This window comes from uncultured Ruegeria sp., from assembly GCF_947504215.1.
In the GTDB taxonomy this organism is placed as follows: domain Bacteria; phylum Pseudomonadota; class Alphaproteobacteria; order Rhodobacterales; family Rhodobacteraceae; genus Ruegeria.
This window is the reverse complement of record NZ_CANNGO010000019.1, coordinates 25,266-41,497: the sequence shown is the minus strand read 5'-3', so window position 1 is coordinate 41,497 and position 16,232 is coordinate 25,266. Positions and strand designations below refer to the sequence as shown.

General features: G+C 55.3%; 15 protein-coding genes and 1 pseudogene. 6 read left to right on the top strand and 10 right to left on the bottom strand.

The window, feature by feature from the left end:
• Positions 1 to 197: 197 nt before the first annotated feature.
• The 3 genes and pseudogenes from Q1B21_RS21185 to Q1B21_RS21175 form a co-directional block, all read right to left on the bottom strand.
• A pseudogene (locus tag Q1B21_RS21185) lies at positions 198 to 448 on the bottom strand (integrase); the annotation flags it as partial.
• Positions 449 to 911: 463 nt separating this feature from the next.
• On the bottom strand, positions 912 to 3,251 hold the full coding sequence (locus Q1B21_RS21180; protein WP_299892905.1) for a molybdopterin-dependent oxidoreductase: 2,340 nt from the start codon (positions 3,249 to 3,251) through the stop codon (positions 912 to 914).
• On the bottom strand, positions 3,241 to 4,782 hold the full coding sequence (locus Q1B21_RS21175) for a pyridoxal-phosphate dependent enzyme (RefSeq protein ID WP_299892903.1): 1,542 nt from the start codon (positions 4,780 to 4,782) through the stop codon (positions 3,241 to 3,243). Before Q1B21_RS21175 ends, Q1B21_RS21180 begins: the two co-directional genes overlap by 11 nt.
• A 297-nt stretch (positions 4,783 to 5,079) precedes the next feature.
• Between Q1B21_RS21175 and Q1B21_RS21170 the strand changes: the two genes are divergently transcribed.
• From Q1B21_RS21170 to Q1B21_RS21160, 3 genes are read left to right on the top strand one after another with little or no spacing between them, the layout of a single operon-like run.
• Positions 5,080 to 6,228, top strand: a complete 1,149-nt coding sequence (locus tag Q1B21_RS21170; protein ID WP_299892901.1) for an amidohydrolase — start codon at positions 5,080 to 5,082, stop codon at positions 6,226 to 6,228.
• Complete coding sequence (locus tag Q1B21_RS21165) at positions 6,228 to 7,421, top strand: diaminopropionate ammonia-lyase (protein WP_299892899.1); 1,194 nt, start codon at positions 6,228 to 6,230, stop codon at positions 7,419 to 7,421. The genes Q1B21_RS21170 and Q1B21_RS21165 overlap by 1 nt, the downstream gene beginning before the upstream one ends.
• A gap of 32 nt (positions 7,422 to 7,453) precedes the next feature.
• The gene (locus Q1B21_RS21160; RefSeq protein WP_299892897.1) at positions 7,454 to 7,825 is read left to right on the top strand and encodes a cupin domain-containing protein; all 372 of its coding nucleotides are present in this window, start codon (positions 7,454 to 7,456) and stop codon (positions 7,823 to 7,825) included.
• On the opposite strand, the gene Q1B21_RS21155 is transcribed toward Q1B21_RS21160, so the two are convergent.
• The 5 genes from Q1B21_RS21155 to Q1B21_RS21135 form a co-directional block, all read right to left on the bottom strand.
• Positions 7,822 to 8,610, bottom strand: coding sequence for an arylmalonate decarboxylase (locus tag Q1B21_RS21155; RefSeq protein ID WP_299892896.1), 789 nt, complete (start codon positions 8,608 to 8,610; stop codon positions 7,822 to 7,824). The genes Q1B21_RS21160 and Q1B21_RS21155 overlap by 4 nt on opposite strands.
• A gap of 31 nt (positions 8,611 to 8,641) precedes the next feature.
• Positions 8,642 to 9,457, bottom strand: a complete 816-nt coding sequence (gene ehuA, locus Q1B21_RS21150) for an ectoine/hydroxyectoine ABC transporter ATP-binding protein EhuA (RefSeq protein WP_299892894.1) — start codon at positions 9,455 to 9,457, stop codon at positions 8,642 to 8,644.
• A gap of 3 nt (positions 9,458 to 9,460) precedes the next feature.
• Positions 9,461 to 10,162 (bottom strand): ectoine/hydroxyectoine ABC transporter permease subunit EhuD, encoded by a 702-nt coding sequence (gene ehuD, locus Q1B21_RS21145; RefSeq protein WP_299892893.1) that lies wholly within the window; start codon positions 10,160 to 10,162, stop codon positions 9,461 to 9,463.
• A gap of 3 nt (positions 10,163 to 10,165) precedes the next feature.
• The gene (gene ehuC / locus Q1B21_RS21140) at positions 10,166 to 10,831 is read right to left on the bottom strand and encodes an ectoine/hydroxyectoine ABC transporter permease subunit EhuC (RefSeq protein WP_120632256.1); all 666 of its coding nucleotides are present in this window, start codon (positions 10,829 to 10,831) and stop codon (positions 10,166 to 10,168) included.
• 81 nt (positions 10,832 to 10,912) lie between these two features.
• Entirely contained in the window at positions 10,913 to 11,749 is an 837-nt protein-coding gene (locus Q1B21_RS21135; protein WP_299085425.1) for a transporter substrate-binding domain-containing protein, read from the bottom strand.
• Positions 11,750 to 12,001: 252 nt separating this feature from the next.
• Here Q1B21_RS21135 and Q1B21_RS21130 point away from each other — a divergent pair, with 252 nt between their 5' ends.
• On the top strand, positions 12,002 to 12,451 hold the full coding sequence (locus Q1B21_RS21130) for an Lrp/AsnC family transcriptional regulator (protein ID WP_299892891.1): 450 nt from the start codon (positions 12,002 to 12,004) through the stop codon (positions 12,449 to 12,451).
• A 15-nt stretch (positions 12,452 to 12,466) separates the two neighbouring features.
• Here Q1B21_RS21130 and Q1B21_RS21125 read toward each other — a convergent pair whose 3' ends face one another.
• Together Q1B21_RS21125 and Q1B21_RS21120 are read right to left on the bottom strand one after the other, a co-directional pair.
• Positions 12,467 to 13,645 (bottom strand): Xaa-Pro peptidase family protein, encoded by a 1,179-nt coding sequence (locus Q1B21_RS21125; protein ID WP_299892889.1) that lies wholly within the window; start codon positions 13,643 to 13,645, stop codon positions 12,467 to 12,469.
• 13 nt (positions 13,646 to 13,658) lie between these two features.
• Positions 13,659 to 14,372 (bottom strand): GntR family transcriptional regulator, encoded by a 714-nt coding sequence (locus Q1B21_RS21120; protein WP_299892933.1) that lies wholly within the window; start codon positions 14,370 to 14,372, stop codon positions 13,659 to 13,661.
• Between the two features lie 213 nt (positions 14,373 to 14,585).
• Here Q1B21_RS21120 and Q1B21_RS21115 point away from each other — a divergent pair, with 213 nt between their 5' ends.
• Positions 14,586 to 15,455 carry a phytanoyl-CoA dioxygenase family protein gene (locus Q1B21_RS21115; RefSeq protein ID WP_299892887.1) on the top strand — a complete coding sequence of 290 codons (870 nt, stop codon included), beginning with the start codon at positions 14,586 to 14,588 and terminating at the stop codon, positions 15,453 to 15,455.
• Positions 15,452 to 16,222 carry an Asp/Glu racemase gene (locus Q1B21_RS21110; RefSeq protein WP_299892886.1) on the top strand — a complete coding sequence of 257 codons (771 nt, stop codon included), beginning with the start codon at positions 15,452 to 15,454 and terminating at the stop codon, positions 16,220 to 16,222. The genes Q1B21_RS21115 and Q1B21_RS21110 overlap by 4 nt, the downstream gene beginning before the upstream one ends.
• The last annotated feature ends 10 nt before the right edge of the window (positions 16,223 to 16,232 follow it).

Genomic DNA, 16,232 nt, shown 5'->3' with positions numbered 1-16,232 from the left:
CTCAATGTGCCATTGTGGGTTTGTAAACAACCTGAATGGGCTTTGTTGCAAAGTTCTGAACGCGGGCAGTTGTTCTTTCTATCACACCGAAATTAGGCAGCCAGTTCAGCGAATTTCTTGAAAGGACAGATTCCTGGCTTGAGCTGGCCCTTTCGGATCATTTGAGCGACCTCGATCCCGCCAAGCGTTGCCGCGGCGGACGCGCGTTCCTTAATCTGACCTGATGCAATGACGTCGACGACCTTCATCTTCACAAGTCGCAACCCCGCAGCTTGCTGTCGATCGTCATGTTGAACAGTGCGAGGTCGCGATGGTTCTCGGCGAGTTCCAGGCGAACGCGGATTGCCCAGACATGCTTCGGCTTGAGCGGTCGCTTTTGGCCGACGATACGTCCTTTGTTCCAAGCAGGGCGCAATGCCCGAATGGAAGGTAAGTCTGGTGCTTTCATGACTGATCCACCGACCCGCCATGCCCTCCCATAACGACAACTCGACGTTTTGACTGATGCAGAATATGACAGGATGCTGCGTTGCCTCTGAGGTTAGCTGTATGCCCATTTTGCAATTCTCTCTGTAGCGCAGCCAATGTCCGGTTCTGCGAAACTGATAAATCGGCCCTCGGAGTTTATAACTCGAGGTAGACTTTCAATTCGTCGACTCAGGCTCTGGTGGAATTCCTCAAAAACTGGCCTTGCCTGACGATGTAGGGTCCATCTTATGTTTGTGGATGGCAGATTACTTCGGCCGCACCTACCTCAAAGCCAGAGTAAATCCGAACTCCCTGAGAATGCTGAGGCAGTGTGTTTACGACCTGTGCGCGTTGGCCAACAACCAGACTTGGGTGCGTTGGATGGCTAGCGCAACTTGCTGATCCAATGCTTCACTTGCGCGCTTTCAAACAAAAGGAAAATTTTATGTTTTTCCTGCCTTACCCCGTTCAATTTCTGGTGGTGAGTAAGCTTTAGTTGGTCCTGTTTGGCCCAAGAACTTCTCGATACCAACTAAGCAACTGTGCGCGGTGGGCCCCTGCGCGAGTTCTGAGGTGCCTTGGTCGCGGGTAAGGGTATTGGGGTTGCCGTTGCGGCAAATCAGTGTTCCATCTGCCTGCCGTTCGACATCAAGCCATGCTCCGGTACTTATCGCCACACAGCCTTGCATTAATGACACATCGAGTCGCGCGTTCGCCAAACATGCACCGCGATCATTAAATACCCGAAGTAGATCACCATCGACAATTCCAAGCGCCTTCGCATCCGACGGATTGAGGTTAACAGGGGTCCGACCCATTACCTTCGCCGCCCTGCTTTCGGGTCCATGATCCAATTGAGAGTGCAGCTTTTCTGCAGGTTGCCCTGATATCAGGTGAAAGGTGTGCGGACCGGCAGCGTTTCCAAGCCACTCGCTCGGCGGATACCACGCCGGGTGCGGCAGAACATCGACGCTGCCAAAACCAATGATATTCTTGCTAAAAATCTCGATCCGCCGGGATGAAGTTCTGAGTGGTGCTGCCTCAGGATCCCTACGATATTCGGCTAAGGCACCGCTGCCCGGTTGGTTCGGAGCTATGTAGTGCCACCCCTTGGCGGAAAACTCCTCGTAATCCGGCAGCGTGATGTCAAATGTCGCAGCCTTTTCACGGCTTTCCTCATAGAGCCAACGCAGCCAGTCTTCGCAACTTCGACCTTCTGTAAAAGACTGTTCTGCACCGAGGCGTCGGCTAATATTCGACAGAATGGTGTAGTCGTCGCGCGCTTGCGCATAGGGCGGAACGACTGCCTCCATCGCAACAACATAAGGATCGCGCGGTGTAATCATGAGGTCTCGGCGTTCCAACTGCGTTGTACATGGCAGGACGATATCCGACCGCTTAGCCAGTGCGTTCCAACACCACTCGTGGGCAATGATCGTATCGGGCCGTTGCCAGGCCCGTTCCAGTTTCGTCAGGTCCTGGTGATGATGAAACGGATTGCCACCCGCCCAGTAAACGAGTTTGATTTCCGGATATCTGTGCGTCTGACCGTTGAACTGGAATGTGCCGCCGGGGTTCAACAACATATCACTGATCCGGGCCACTGGAATGAAGCTTTTGACCGGGTTGGGGCCCTGAGCAAGCGAGGCGAATTTTACGGGTCTCCGCTCCATCCCGATGGAATTGGAGGCGCAGTAACCAAAGGCGATGCCGGCACCGGGCAAACCAATCTGACCCAACATGGCGGCCAGCGTCGTGGCCATCCAAAACGGTTGTTCGCCATTCTCTTGCCGGGTCAATGACCAACTCACCGAGATAAGAGTGCGCGACTTTGCCATACGCGAGGCAAGATCCTTGATTTTTTGGGTCGGAACATGCGCGATATCAGCCGCCCACGCTGCAGATTTCACGACTCCATCTGATTGACCGGTCACATATCGGGCAAAGGTGTCAAAACCAGTTGTATAGCGGTCGAGAAAAGCCCGGTCATGCCAGCTGTTCTTAAGCAACTCATGGGCAATGGCCAGCATCAGTGCCACATCACTACCTGGTCGCACAGCTATCCACTCCGCGTTCAGGTCAGCGGCCACATCACTGCGGATGGGCGAGATGTTGACAAAGGATACACCGTTGTTCTGGGCCTCTGAAAGCGCGGTACGCGCACGATGCGCGCCGGTTCCACCGGAGCTGATCTGGCTGTTGCGCAGGGGCATTCCTCCGAAAGCTACCAGCAACTCACTGCTTTCAACCACTGACTGCCAGCTTGGCGGATTATGGATGAGCGTCGCCGGATCGCCCAGAATGTGCGATAGGATCACCTCGCCAGCTGCTAGGGAATATGTGTTCACGGACTTTGTGTAGCCACCTATGCAATTCAGAAACCTGTGGAGCTGACTTTGCGCGTGGTGAAACCGGCCCGCGCCTGACCACCCGTACGAACCGCCATAGATCGCTTCATTCCCATACGCTGATTTGACGCGCTTCAGCTCATCGGCGACAAGCGTCTCTGCCTCATCCCACGTGACCTGAACAAATGGTTCGTGGCCGCGCTTGTGGGTCGCGCTGCCGGGCCCGTTTTCAAGCCAGCTCTTGCGCACCATTGGCGCATCGATCCGCAGGGCATCATCCAACACACCCAGATAGCCACTGGCGATCGGAGAAGGATTAGGGTCTTGCTCAAACGGATGCAGGGCGCAAAGCTTGCCTTCCTTTACCTCTGCCCGGTGAACGCCCCAATGCGCGGCGGTCAACGGCATGTCTTCGACAGATGTCTTACGCGGCATTGAACCGGTCAATCATACCGTCCCAAACCGGCACCAGTTCCATCAACCCGTCCCAGAACGACGGGTCGCGGCGGCGGTCGAAGGCTTCCAGCGAGGTGCCCTGCTGCTCGACCCAAGTATAGTAGGCAAGGTTGAAAATGCGTTCGCGGTCAAAACGGCCAAGCTCTTGCATGTGGTCGATGCTGGCGCCGAGAATATGTTGACCAAATGCCTCTGCCGCCTGCACCTCGCTAAGGCGCCCGCCAAAGTGCCGATCCTCGGCAGCGGCCATCTCGGTGTGATACATATCCGCGCCATCTGTCGCGACAGTCAACACCACATCATCCGCGCCAAGATCGTTGAACTTGGCGTACTTGATCGCCCCGATGATGTTCGCGATGGACGACAGGCCAAGATCACCCAGCTGCGCAATCCGTTCCTGGGCCAAACCCCGATGCTGAGACAGATAGGCGCGGCCTGCTGGCGTGTTGAAAACAAGGTTCAGATCATCACAAGTGGCATCAGACACCCCGATAACAAAATCAGACGCCATCACGTTGTGGATCAGGGGGACATGTTTGTCGCCGATGCCTTGGATGTTGTGCTCTCCGTATCCGTTATACAGCAACGTTGGGCATTGCAGCGCCTCGATCACGCCCGTCTGGGTGCCAAGCGCCTGCTTCAGATGGTCCCCCGCCGCCAGTGTTCCGGCGGAGCCGGTCGCGGCGATAAAGGCACGCGCGGTCTTCGTGCCATCTGCATTCACGTGATCGAAAATTCGCTGCAGAGCCGGTCCCGTCACAGCACGGTGAATGACATAGTTCCCGTATTCGCCAAATTGGTTGAGGATCAGGTTCTCAGCGTCTTTTGCCAATTCGTGGCATGCATCATAAATCTCCTTGACGTTACTTTCTGTTCCGGGCGTGCGGTAAATATCGTTTGGGTCGGCCAACCAGCGGTTTAGCCAATGAAACCGTTCCTGGCTCATCCCTTCAGGTAGAACGGCCACCGACCGGCAGCCCAGCAGGGTGGCAATCGCAACACCTCCACGGCAGTAGTTGCCGGTCGAGGGCCAGACAGCCCGGTGCCGGGTGGCGTCAAAAGCGCCCGACATCAAGCGCGGGATTAGGCAGCCATACGCCGCCAGAACTTTATGCGTGTTGATCATCGGGAACCGATTGCCCAAGGCGACAACGATCTTCGCTTTCACACCTGTCAGAGTGTCTGGGAGGACGATGTGCTCTGGCACCGACACCAGACTGCGGCGGTCTGCCCCATTATGCCAGTGCACACGGAAGAGGTTGCGTGCATCTGGTGAATCCGGATCCGCGTCTGTGATTTCAGCCATTTTTCCAGCAAGTCTTCCAGGAGGATCAGCCAAATCGGATATCCGCGGCAGTACAAGCCCAAGGCTGTGCAAGCTTTCAACATTGCGATCATAGCTCTCTTGATGCGTGATCGTGGTTTCCAGCCCTGGAATCATCTCGTCTTCCCCTGTCTTGTTGGAATAGCCCTCGTCAGGGTAGCCGTGATTCAAGAGAAAAAAGCGCAATTTGTCGCCTGAGCGTGACGAAATTGATTGCGATCGCGCAGAATTCGAGGCTTGCACGCATAGTATGATTTTGCAGTTTATTCCGGCGGCATCCCCTCGTTTTGCACCGTCCGACACCACTTTCCGACCGCCTCAAATAAACGCCAAAGGCAGAATCACAGGGACCCGCAGGCCAGCTTCTGGAAAGCGTTGCGAAATCGAAAAACTGCGAAGAATTTCATCACCGGTAAGCGATCTTTTGATAATAACTTCCGCTCATACAGCCTAGTATTGCGCGGAAACAAAAAAGAGACGAAGATGAGTGCCTTTCAGAACAGTTTAACTGACCTGCGACGGTCCTTTCATCGTGATCCTGAGGTCGGCTTTGACGAAGTGCGCACCAAGGCCAAGGTCGTCCGCTGTCTGTGCGCGCTCGGCGTTGAAGTGCACGAAGGCAGCGGAGTTATCGGCGTTTTGCAATCTGGCCGCGGCAATCGCACCATCGGCCTGCGCGCTGACCTGGATGCTCTTCCGATCCAGGAAATCAGCACTCATGACTATGTTTCGCAAAACGCCGGTGTGATGCATGCTTGTGGCCACGACGGACATATCACGATGCTTTTGGGGGCTGCTGAACTATTGACCAGAAACCCTGATTTTGACGGTAAGGTTGTCTTTATCTTCCAACCTAACGAAGAACATGGGCTGGGCGCACGGGCGATGATTGATGACGGCATCCTGGAACAGTTTCCACTGGACGAAGTCTACGCCATTCACAACCTGCCCGGCGCGCCATTGGGCGAGGTGTCAACCCGCGCAGGCCAAATCTGCGCGAGTGAGAGCCTGTTTGAAATCGAAATCACAGGCCAAGGGGGGCATGCCTCCATGCCGCAGGTCGGTGTCGATGCGATTACGGTTGGCGCCGAAATGGTACAGGCGTTGCAAACCATCGTTTCGCGGAAACTGGCACCCAGTACCGGGGCCGTCGTGTCTGTGACCGAGTTCCTCACAGACGGACAACGCAACGTCTTGCCGGGTACCGCGATTTTGAAAGGCGACGTTCGAACCCGATTGCCACAAGACCGGAAAGACGTCGAACGCTTCATGCGTCAAATCGCCGATGGCGTTGCAGCCGCCCATGGTGCGCGCGCCGATACGACATTCAACACGGAATTCATCGAAACCATCAATTCTCAGGAGCCGACCGAGGCCGTGGTTCAGACCGCAAGAAACGCTGGCCTGAAGGTGATCGGCGATCGACCTCCCATGAGTTTTTCCGAAGACTTCGCCCATTTCTGCGCGGCGGTTCCAGGATGTTTCCTGCTTCTTGGAAATGGCACCAAGCCACCTTTTAGCCAACCGCTGCACGCTGCGGACTATGATTTCAACGATGCACTCCTTCCTATTGGTGCTGCTCTTTGGGCGCAGCTTGTGAAGGACCGCCTGCCAAAACGAAAGACCACGTGATGACTAATGTACTTCCCAAAGCGCCCATTCGGCATGTCGCCGCAAAGCTGACCAATGGAGATGCCGCGCATCGCGTCCTTACAGCTGAGAGTTTCGCGACCGCTAACCGGGAAATTACTGCATGGGATGGCTATGCACCAACCCCGCTGGTCTCTCTTTCCGCGATCGCGGCCGCGATCGGCGTCGGTGAGATCCTTTACAAAGACGAAGGCCCACGCTTTGGGCTTGGCAGCTTCAAGGCATTGGGTGGGTCCTATGCAGCTCTGAGGGTTCTGCAGCGCGAGATTTCCAAGCGCTTCGGCAAGGATGTGTCCCTTGCCGATATCAGACACGGGACATACGCCGAAGAATGCGCGGCGATTACGCTTGTGTCTGCGACCGATGGCAACCATGGACGATCGCTTGCCTGGGGCTGCAAACGCTTTGGCGTGCGCTGCCGCATCTATGTTCATGCTGAAGTCAGCGAAGGTCGCGCCGCTGCCATGCGCGATCTGGGGGCTGAGGTGGTTCGGATTGAAGGGGGCTATGACGAGTCGGTCCTGCTTGCGAAGACGGAAGCCGAAGACAACGGTTGGTTCGTAGTCTCTGACACTTCCTGGCCTGGCTATTCGTTGCCCCCGCGCGACGTGATGTGCGGTTATGGCGTCATGGTTCAGGAAGTCTGCGATGCGCTGGATCAGGCGCCGACCCATGTGTTTTTGCAGGGCGGTGTTGGTGGGCTGGCAGCCGGGGTGATTGCGGCACTGCGGCAGTATTGGGGCGAAGCCTCCCCTCGGCCGATCATTGTTGAGCCCGAGCTTGCCGCTTGCCTGTTTGAAAGCGCAAAGATCGGTGCGGCGACCAAAGTTGACATTGCAGAGGAAACACTGATGGCCGGGTTGTCCTGTGGCGAACCATCGGGTCTGGCGTGGGAAATCCTCTCAGAGGAAGCTACCGATTATCTGACGATCCCCGAGGCGCTGGTTGCCCCGGCAGTACGATTGTTGGCCAAACCGCCTGGCAACGATACGGCAATCGAAGCAGGGGAAAGCGCCGTTGCGGGACTGGCTGCCTTGATCGCTGCGATGGCGGATACATCACTTGCTGAAAAACTTGGTTTGGCATCGACGTCACGTGTATTGTTGATCGGGTCGGAAGGCGTGACTGATCAGGCAATATTCAACATGATTATGGAAGGCCATGAGGCCGCGTGATCGAGTAAATTCAGACCCGCGGAGGCACATAAATGTCAAAATACAAACCCGGAGATGATGTTGGGCCACTTGAATACTGGCCATTCGACGCCCCGGAAAGCGACTATGTGATCACCCATGGTGCGCCAAAAATCTATGGCCGCATTGATGTTGGCGGTCCGGGGCATACAACCCGATGTGGGATCTGGCGCTGTACCAAAGGAGCGTTTGAATGCACTGAACAAGGGGATGAACTGATGACCGTTTTGTTCGGACGATGCCGCCTCATTCAGCACGACACTGGCAAAACTATTGACCTCGGCCCGGGTGACACTGTGTTCGTTTATGACGGCAAAAGAGTGACTTGGGACGTAAGCGAAGACATCACCAAAGTGTTCTTCGGGCACAAGGCAGATGGCTACTAGGGCAAAAGCTCTGTGCCGGGGTGTTGGAACAGCTGACCAAAGCCAGATAGCTTGTCAGGAATCCCCGCCCGCCGCAGGCAACTCCAGAATTGGGCCTGATTGGAAGTGATAACGGGCTTGCCGATAATTTGCTCGATCTCTTCAGCCACTTCCAGGGCGCGGATACCACCGCAGGAAAGAAAGACCGCGTCGGCATCAGCCTGATCAATCTGAATTGCAAATTCTTTCCAATAAGCGGGGGAGACCTGTCCAAACTCAATCCCCGTTTCCAGATTGAGGCCCTGAATATCAACGATATCAAATCCTTTTTGAACAAGGAACTCTGCCTCGGCGGTGTTGATTTCGTCCAGATAGGGTGTGCCAACCACTAGTTTGCGCGCGCCCACAGCCCGCAAGGCATCAACGACACCTGTGACAATACACATGGGCTGTGCCCAGGGCGCGCCTCGAACGATTGCATCAAAAACGGGTTGTTCGCCATTGACGATGGACCCGCTTGTGCAACCATAGCTGATTACTTCGGGCTTCATATTTGGCTGCAGCCGAGATGCGGCGTCGGCCATGTGTTCAATGTGCTGCGCAAGTGTTTCACGGGTGGTGTAGTCATCGGTCTTCAGCCGGGTGATGTGAATGCCAACACCCGGCGGTGCCATGTCGAAAAAGTCCTGCTCACTGGCAAGATCTGTCGACATCAGGATAAATCCAATCTGGGCACGATCATGGCGACCGTTGTCCAGAATTGGCTTCCAGGCCTTTGAAGTGACCTGATCACCGGATTTGAACATTGGAACTTCCTCCGAAAGTGGCAACAGAAGATCAGACGGCTTCTTTGACCGCGCTCAGGAATTGTTGTGTGCGCTCGCGTCTCGGGTTTCCGAACAACTCGGCCGGAGGTCCTTGCTCTTCAATCTTGCCGCCGTAAAAGAAACAAACACGATCAGAGATGTCGCGGGCAAAACCCATCTGGTGCGTCACCATCAACATCGTCAGGTTATGCTCTGACACCAGTTTGCGAATGACATTTGTCACTTCGCCGATAACTTCAGGGTCGAGTGCTGAAGTCACCTCGTCAAACAGCATCACTTTTGGGCGCATCGCCAAGGCGCGCGCAATCGCGACACGTTGCTGCTGACCGCCAGACAGCCGCGATGGGTGCTGGTCTTTCTTGTCGGCCATACCCACAAGCTCCAACAGTTCCTCACCACGGTCGCGCGCTTCACCCTTGGACAAGCCAAGGACCTGGACTGGCCCTTCCATGCAGTTCTGGATCGCGGTCATATGCGGGAATAAGTTGAAGTGCTGGAAGCACATACCGATGTCGCTGCGCCGGGCCCGCAAATGCTTCTCACTTGCCGGCACCAGTTTATCACCCTGCGCCATATGGGTTAGCGGCTTGCCATCAACATAGATGACCCCGCCGTTGATCTTTTCCAGCGTCATCAGCATGCGTAAAACGGTTGTCTTGCCCGACCCAGACGGTCCAATAACCGACACCATTTCACCGGCTGCAACGTCCAGATCAAGGTCATCCAGAACTACCAGTGACCCATAAGCTTTGCGCACCCTCTTGAAGCTCACCATCGGACTATTCTCTCCCACGATTTTGAGTGGGAAACCTGACAAATCATCCATTTCTTACATTCCTAGTTTACGGCGCACGAATCCCTCGAATGCGCGGATAAGGCCTGCGGCAGGCAGTGAGAGCGCAAGAAAAATAACACCGACGATGGTGTATGCTTCCAGGTAGCGCCATGTTTCTGAGCCGATTGCGTTTGCCGTATGGATCAGCTCGGCAACGCCGATCACCGACAACATGGGCGTGTCTTTGAAAATCCCGACAAGGTAATTGCCTAAGCCCGGAATGGCCGGTGGGATCGCCTGCGGGATGATCAATCGTTTGTAGGTCTGCGCTGTGGTCATGTTCAAAGCGGTCGCCGCTTCCCATTGACCTTTTGGCACACTGTCAATCCCTCCTCGGTAGACCTCGGACAGATAGCAGGAATAGTGCAAACCGATGGCGATCATACCCGACACCCACGGGCTAAGCGTAATGCCGAACTGCGGACCCACGTAAAAGATAAAGAAGATTTGCAGCAGAAGCGGGGTTGAGCGGATAAATTCGACGAACTCGCGCACGAAAAAGGTCAGAATCCTGTTCTGGCTCCTCTGCGCAAGGGCAAAAGCCAAGCCGAGCACAAGCGCGATAAGATAGCCCGCAGCGGCGGCGATCAAAGTGTTGCCTGTTGCCTCAATCAGGCGCGGCAGGATTTCCCAAGCGTAATCCCAGCGCCAGTCAAACTTTGGGAACCAATCGTCTGTGAATAGCCAGTCAAACATGGTTTACGCCCTCCCCAACTTGCGGGCCATGAAGCCCTCAAGCCAACGCATGAACGGGGTCAGCAAAAAGCGTGCCAGAATATAGTAGATGACCAATGCAGTGCCAAATATCTGCGCCGATAAATATGTGCTAGCGTTGATTTGTTTGGCTTGAAACATCAGGTCCGCGACAGAGATCAGCGAAACCAAGGCCGTCCCTTTCAGGATTTCAACCATCAGGTTACCCCATGCTGGAAGCATGTTCACCAATGCTTGAGGAAGTATGATGCGCCACATTCGGCGGGCTGCGCTCATGTTGATGGCGGTTGCCGCTTCCCATTGGCCTTTGGGTACGGCCATGATGCCGCCACGCACAAGTTCTGCCCCATAGGCCCCTGCGTTTAATCCGATAGCCACCCAACCGGCTGTGAATTTCTCAAGCGTTACTCCGAACAACGGAAGTACGAAGAAAATCCAGTAGAGCTGCACCAATAGCGAAGTGCCGCGAAAAATCTCGATGTAGACAACAGCGGACCCTTTGATCGCCCTGTTCGATGACATTTTCATCAAGCCGAACACAAGTGCCAGACCCACGGTTAGGATCGCGCCAAGCAGGAATTGGGCGACAGTCACGCCCGTGCCTGACATCAAGAGCGGCCAGTATTGGCTCAGAAATTCAAATAAGCTCATTGGGAGTGCCTAGATCTGGTGGTGTCAAGAATTGTGGCAGGCCCGCTGAGGCCTGCCACTCCGTCCGTCTGCGAACAGAAATTAGCGGTTGGCGCATGCCCATTCCGCTGTCGTGTCACCTGGAAGGTGATCCACTGTGTATTCATGCTCAGCGACGACCGCCATCATTTCGTCCGTGCCAAGATAGCCAGCGAGAGCCTCATTGAAGCTGGCAAGGAAGTCCTGATCTTCATGACGGAAACCAATGCCAGCAAAGTTCTGGCTCCAGATGGGCATAAGTGAGACGTCTCCTAGCTCAATTTCATCGTGATCTTCGGCTAGGTGCGACGCTTCAAAATAGGTCAGGATTGCCGCATCGGCGCGGCCGGCCTTAAGTGCCGCAACCATTTCTGTCGGGCCGGGCACCTGCATCAGGGTATCACCATCGATTCCGACGCGCTGTGCGGCCTCGACGGTATTGTAGCCTGCACCGGTCACCATCGTGAAGCCACCTTCGAGAATGTCGGTGTAATTGTTGATGTTGTTAGGATTGCCCGCAGGAACAAGAACACCATCGCCGGACTTTGCTACCGGCTCGGAGAACGAAACATTCTCACAACGCGAATTCAGGATGTACATGCCACCTGTAATGAGATCGAAACGCTCGGCCTTCAGGCCTGGAATCAACCCGCCCCAATCGGTTACAACGGCTTCGACGTTTGTGAGACCCATTTTGGCAAGCGTCTGGATGGCGATGTCATTTGTGAAGCCATCCGCATTGCCATCCTCATCCGGGTATCCCCAAAGCGGAATGTTTGCAAAACCAATGCGGATTGTTTCGCCGGCGTCGATGCGATCCTGCAATGGGCCCGCCAAAGCTGTTGTTGCTGTGGCTGCGATTGCTATGCTCGCTGCGATCAGGGTTTTCTTGACTTTCATGGACTATGTTCCTCCTTGCCATTGTTGTGTCGGACGTGCGCCAAAAGCGTAGCGTCCGTTGGGAGTGTGCGTGCGCCTTACAGCAAGGGCATTCCTTCAACTGCATTGTCGGTGACCACACACGGTTTTTTGGATTTGCCCCCCGACTAATACGCTTTATTTTATTGGCGATGAGGGAGGGATTTCGTCAAAATACCCGTTCTAGCGATTAAATGTGTTGCGTAACGAGTAAGTGCCGAACTAAATCGACGCATGGATGAAAAAGACCTCGAAATTCTGAAACTTGTTCAAAGCGATGCCCGCTTAACAGCGGAAGCTCTTGGTATTGAGATCGGGTTGTCACCGCCAGCAGTTCAAAAACGTCTAAAGAAGTTGCGTGAAACCGGCGTGATCGAAAGGGAGATTGCGGTTCTTTCTTCGGTCAAGTTGGGTCGGGGAATGACGGTGATTGTCCAGGTGATGCTCGAACGCGAAAGCCGCAGGCATTTGGATGATTTCAAGCGCCGCATGCGAACTGCTCCGGCGGTCCAGCAGTGCTATTATGCGACAGGAGAAGCCGATTTCATTCTGGTCGTGATCGTGCAGGACATTGCCGAGTACGAGGAATTTACCCAAGAGTACTTTTTCGACGAGTCGAACGTCAGCAAATTCACGTCTTCGATCGTCATGGATCGCGTAAAGGTGTCATTGGATATCATTTAGCGCTGCGGTTCGTGCCTAAGTAACGACCGGCAAATCCGTTGCTGCGCGCGACGTAAGTAGACTTGCCCCGTCCCCGCCCACCACGATGTTCTCTTCGTGCACCATCATGAGCCCGTCGCCATAGCTAAGCGATGGCTCGATGGTCAACACCATATTCTCTTTCAGCTCAGTCTCGTCGAAAGCTGCGTGCGAGGGCTGCTCGGTTAGTTGCATTCCCAGCCCATGCCCCAGCCGCCCGATATCGCCGCCAGAACTGTCCATTTCAGCAATGACCGTCGACATCGCAATGAACAGATCAAGGCAGGTATTACCTGGTTTTGCAGCTTCGATCCCAGCTTGCGTGGCGCGCCACAGCACGTCATAGGCCCGCCTGGCGTCGTCACTCGCGTGGCTGATGGCCCAATTGCGATCAAAGTCGCAGAAATATCCGTCCCATGTGCAGCCTGTATCCAGCATCAGCACATCGCCATGCTGCAAGGGTCGACGCGATGGGGGCGAGATCACGTCGGCATAGCCACCTTGATCGGCGGCACCGACAACATAAGGTGCGTCGTCTGCACCATAACCGATCGCGGTCAGGCGGAACTGGCGGAACACCTCTTCCAATGGCATCCCTTCGTGAATAACCTCTGGCACCTTGCCAAATGCGGCAGAGCCAATCGCACAAATGTGCCCCAGCTTTCCGATCTCGGCCGGGGATTTGACCTTACGCAGCCCCTGCACCAACCCGGTTACATCGGTAATCTCAAGCCCCGGTAGTCCAGCCATCAGCCGTTCCCAATCTCCCAGCGGCATTTGCAACTTGGTCTCGTGGCCCTTCATTACGCCGATCTTGGCACTCTCTTTTGCCAGCGGCCCAAGAAGGTCAAGCAACAGGCTGATTCCGTCATCTTGCGGGGTCGGGGCGCTCCAGGTGCGGATGTCATCGATCCAACCGCGGCGCATCAGTTCGGCCCCGATTTCAGGGATCACGGCAACAGGTTTGCCGCTGGCGGGGACGAACACAAACCAAGGGCGCGTCGGACTTTGCCAGAACAGCGTATGGAAACCCGTGAAGTAACGGACATCCTGCTCGCTCATCAGCAACATGCCCGCTAGGCCCGACACCTCCATCGCCGCTTGCGCCTTGGCGGTGCGGGCGCTGAATTCGGCGTCGTTAAATCCACGCTCAGGCGCTGTGGCGTTCAATGGCATGTTGTGGTGTCCTTCATTCCTTGTCAAAGCTTTGTGGGCTGACAATCGCGTGGGCCGAAAACTCAGCCATCTCGCCGCGCCATACCTGACGCCCAAAGCAAAACGGCACGCGGGCCGCGTCGCGGATTACCTGTTCCAGCTCGATCACCGTGTGGCTGGCGGAAATACTCAAAAGCTGTGCCTCGTCTGTTTGCACACCGCGCATACGGATCATGATATCTCCGGTGCTGGCAGATGCGTCATAGTATTTCTCAAGAATCTGTGTGGTCGACTGGCACAGATCATGTTGCAGAAAATCGGGGAAACGGTCTGCAGGCAGGTACTCGGTCTCGATAAAGATCGGATGGTCACCTGTGTAAAAAAGGCGAGTGTAGGCGATGATCGGACTGCCTTTGGGCAGTTCGAATAGCTCAGCCAATCTTCTGTCTGCAACGGTCGCAGCCGTCTCGACGACTTCAATCCTAAGGTCGACATCATTAGTCTGCGCAGTGCTGACAAAGCTAACCATGTTGCTGACGTTGTATTTTAGCCGCTGGGGCGAAACGAAGCGTCCGCGCCTATCCGCACTGTAAACCAGCCCTTCGGTTTCCAACGCCTCGAGTGCCCGGCGGGCTGTCATCCGGCTGACGTCGTATTGCTCTGACAGGCTACGTTCAGACGGGAGGATTTCTTGTTCTTTCAATCTACCGATTGCAATTTGCCGCCTGATTTCGCCAGCAATTTGCAAAAAGCGGGGACGGGACGACGGATCGTCTTGGCTGTCTCTGCTTCTATGCTTGTCTAACAAAACCGCGGTTCCTCGAATCACCGGTCATCGAAATGGTGTATGGTATATACCAGTTGATCAAGTGTTTTGTTTGTGTTGACAGGTCCGGAACCTTTCTAGTTAACTTGCATCAAATTTAACTGGTATATACCAGACTGCACGGGAGAGCTTCAAGTGGGATTATTGACGCAAAAGCAGAAAAGTACCTTCTGGCGCGACGGTGTGATCGTCTTGGAAAATGCGGTCAGCGCAGATGAGCTGGCTGATCTGCGCTCCGAGTTTGCAACTTGGGTCGATGAAAGCCGCGCATATGACGACGACTACGGAGAGACCCTTGATGGTCGTCCCCGTTTCGATTTGCAGCCCGGCCATAACGCCGACACGCCTGGTCTGCGCCGCGTGCAATCCCCCGAAGAGGTGTCAGGCGTTTTCGCAGGGATTATGCGCAACGCAGCCACCGTCGATTTCTGCGCCGAACTAATCGGCCCCGGTATCCGGTTCCACCACGGCAAGGTGAACTCAAAACTGCCGGGCACCGCGACACAGGTCAAATGGCATCAGGATTTCCCGTTCGAGCCGATGACGAATGACGACATGATCACTGCCTTGTTGTTTATCGACGACGTGACGCTTGAAAACGGGCCGCTCGAAGTTCTGCCTGGCACCCACAAGGGTCCAATCCATTCGCATTGGCATGACGGCGTGTTCACAGGCGCTGTAGACGACGCAATTGTCGACGCACAGCGCGACAAAATCGTGAAATGTACGGGCAAGGCGGGTTCGGTTTGCCTGATGCACGTGAACCTGCTGCACGGTTCCGCGCCGAACCTGTCGGACACATCCCGCACGCTGTACATCACCACCTATTATGCCGAGGACGCGATCGAGCTGAGCCCCAACCATCTGCCCAGCAGGTTCACACACGAATTGGTGCGCGGTGAGGCAAGTGGACGTGTGCGGTGTACGTCATACGACATGGCCCTGCCCGCCGTGCCTAAAGGCACGTCCTTCTTTGCCCAGCAGGAAGGGGCGGATGCGGGATGACTGACACGATCGAGACGCTCGAATTCAGCACCGATGACGGCCTCGGTACACGGGCACGTATGGGGCTGATTGTCCTGCAAACTGACCAAACCATCGAGCACGAATTCGCGCAGATCTTGGGGGCGGAAAAGAACGTCGCTCTATACGCCGCGCGCATTCCAAACGCGATGGAAGTGTCCCCGGATGCGCTTCGTCAAATGGCGATTGATCTTCCGCGAACTGCAGCACTATTACCGGCGCAATTCGGATTTGACGTGTTGGGCTATGCCTGCACTTCGGGCGCAACCATGATCGGAGAAGACAGGGTGGACAGCCTTATCCGCGAGGTTCATCCCCAAGCAAAGACGACCAATCCAATCAGTGCCAGCAAAGCGGCATTGGCGGCGCTTGGACTGAAACGCATCGCCCTAGTTACGCCCTATCCTGTTGATGTCACACTGGAAATGCAGGCCAACCTGCAAGCTGCCGGGTACGAGACCACGGCGGTGGCGACCTTCGGTCAGTCAGATGATTTCACTGTCGCCCGCATCAGCGACGACAGTATCTTGCAGGCGGTCGAACAGATCGGGGCGCGGGACGATTGCGAAGGTGTCTTTGTCTCATGCACCAGCTTGCGCGCTTTGCAGGTAATTCCACAAGCAGAGGTGGTCCTCGGCAAGCCCGTCATTTCAAGCAATCAGGCGCTCGCCTGGCACATGATGCGCCTTTCAGGCCTTAAGACAGGCCTAACGAACACCGGTCGCCTGTTCGCGACACAATTAACCTAAGCAGGAACTA

What these genes read in the sequence shown, in the direction of transcription:
- Q1B21_RS21135 (WP_299085425.1), bottom strand. Translation starts at nt 11,749, where the DNA reads ATGAAAGTCAAGAAAACCCTGATCGCAGCGAGCATAGCAATCGCAGCC.
- Q1B21_RS21130 (WP_299892891.1), top strand. Translation starts at nt 12,002, where the DNA reads ATGGATGAAAAAGACCTCGAAATTCTGAAACTTGTTCAAAGCGATGCC.
- Q1B21_RS21110 (WP_299892886.1), top strand. Translation starts at nt 15,452, where the DNA reads ATGACTGACACGATCGAGACGCTCGAATTCAGCACCGATGACGGCCTC.
- ehuD (WP_299892893.1), bottom strand. Translation starts at nt 10,162, where the DNA reads ATGTTTGACTGGCTATTCACAGACGATTGGTTCCCAAAGTTTGACTGG.
- Q1B21_RS21170 (WP_299892901.1), top strand. Translation starts at nt 5,080, where the DNA reads ATGAGTGCCTTTCAGAACAGTTTAACTGACCTGCGACGGTCCTTTCAT.
- Q1B21_RS21155 (WP_299892896.1), bottom strand. Translation starts at nt 8,610, where the DNA reads ATGTTCAAATCCGGTGATCAGGTCACTTCAAAGGCCTGGAAGCCAATT.
- ehuA (WP_299892894.1), bottom strand. Translation starts at nt 9,457, where the DNA reads ATGGATGATTTGTCAGGTTTCCCACTCAAAATCGTGGGAGAGAATAGT.
- Q1B21_RS21165 (WP_299892899.1), top strand. Translation starts at nt 6,228, where the DNA reads ATGACTAATGTACTTCCCAAAGCGCCCATTCGGCATGTCGCCGCAAAG.
- Q1B21_RS21160 (WP_299892897.1), top strand. Translation starts at nt 7,454, where the DNA reads ATGTCAAAATACAAACCCGGAGATGATGTTGGGCCACTTGAATACTGG.
- Q1B21_RS21125 (WP_299892889.1), bottom strand. Translation starts at nt 13,645, where the DNA reads ATGCCATTGAACGCCACAGCGCCTGAGCGTGGATTTAACGACGCCGAA.
- Q1B21_RS21180 (WP_299892905.1), bottom strand. Translation starts at nt 3,251, where the DNA reads ATGCCGCGTAAGACATCTGTCGAAGACATGCCGTTGACCGCCGCGCAT.
- ehuC (WP_120632256.1), bottom strand. Translation starts at nt 10,831, where the DNA reads ATGAGCTTATTTGAATTTCTGAGCCAATACTGGCCGCTCTTGATGTCA.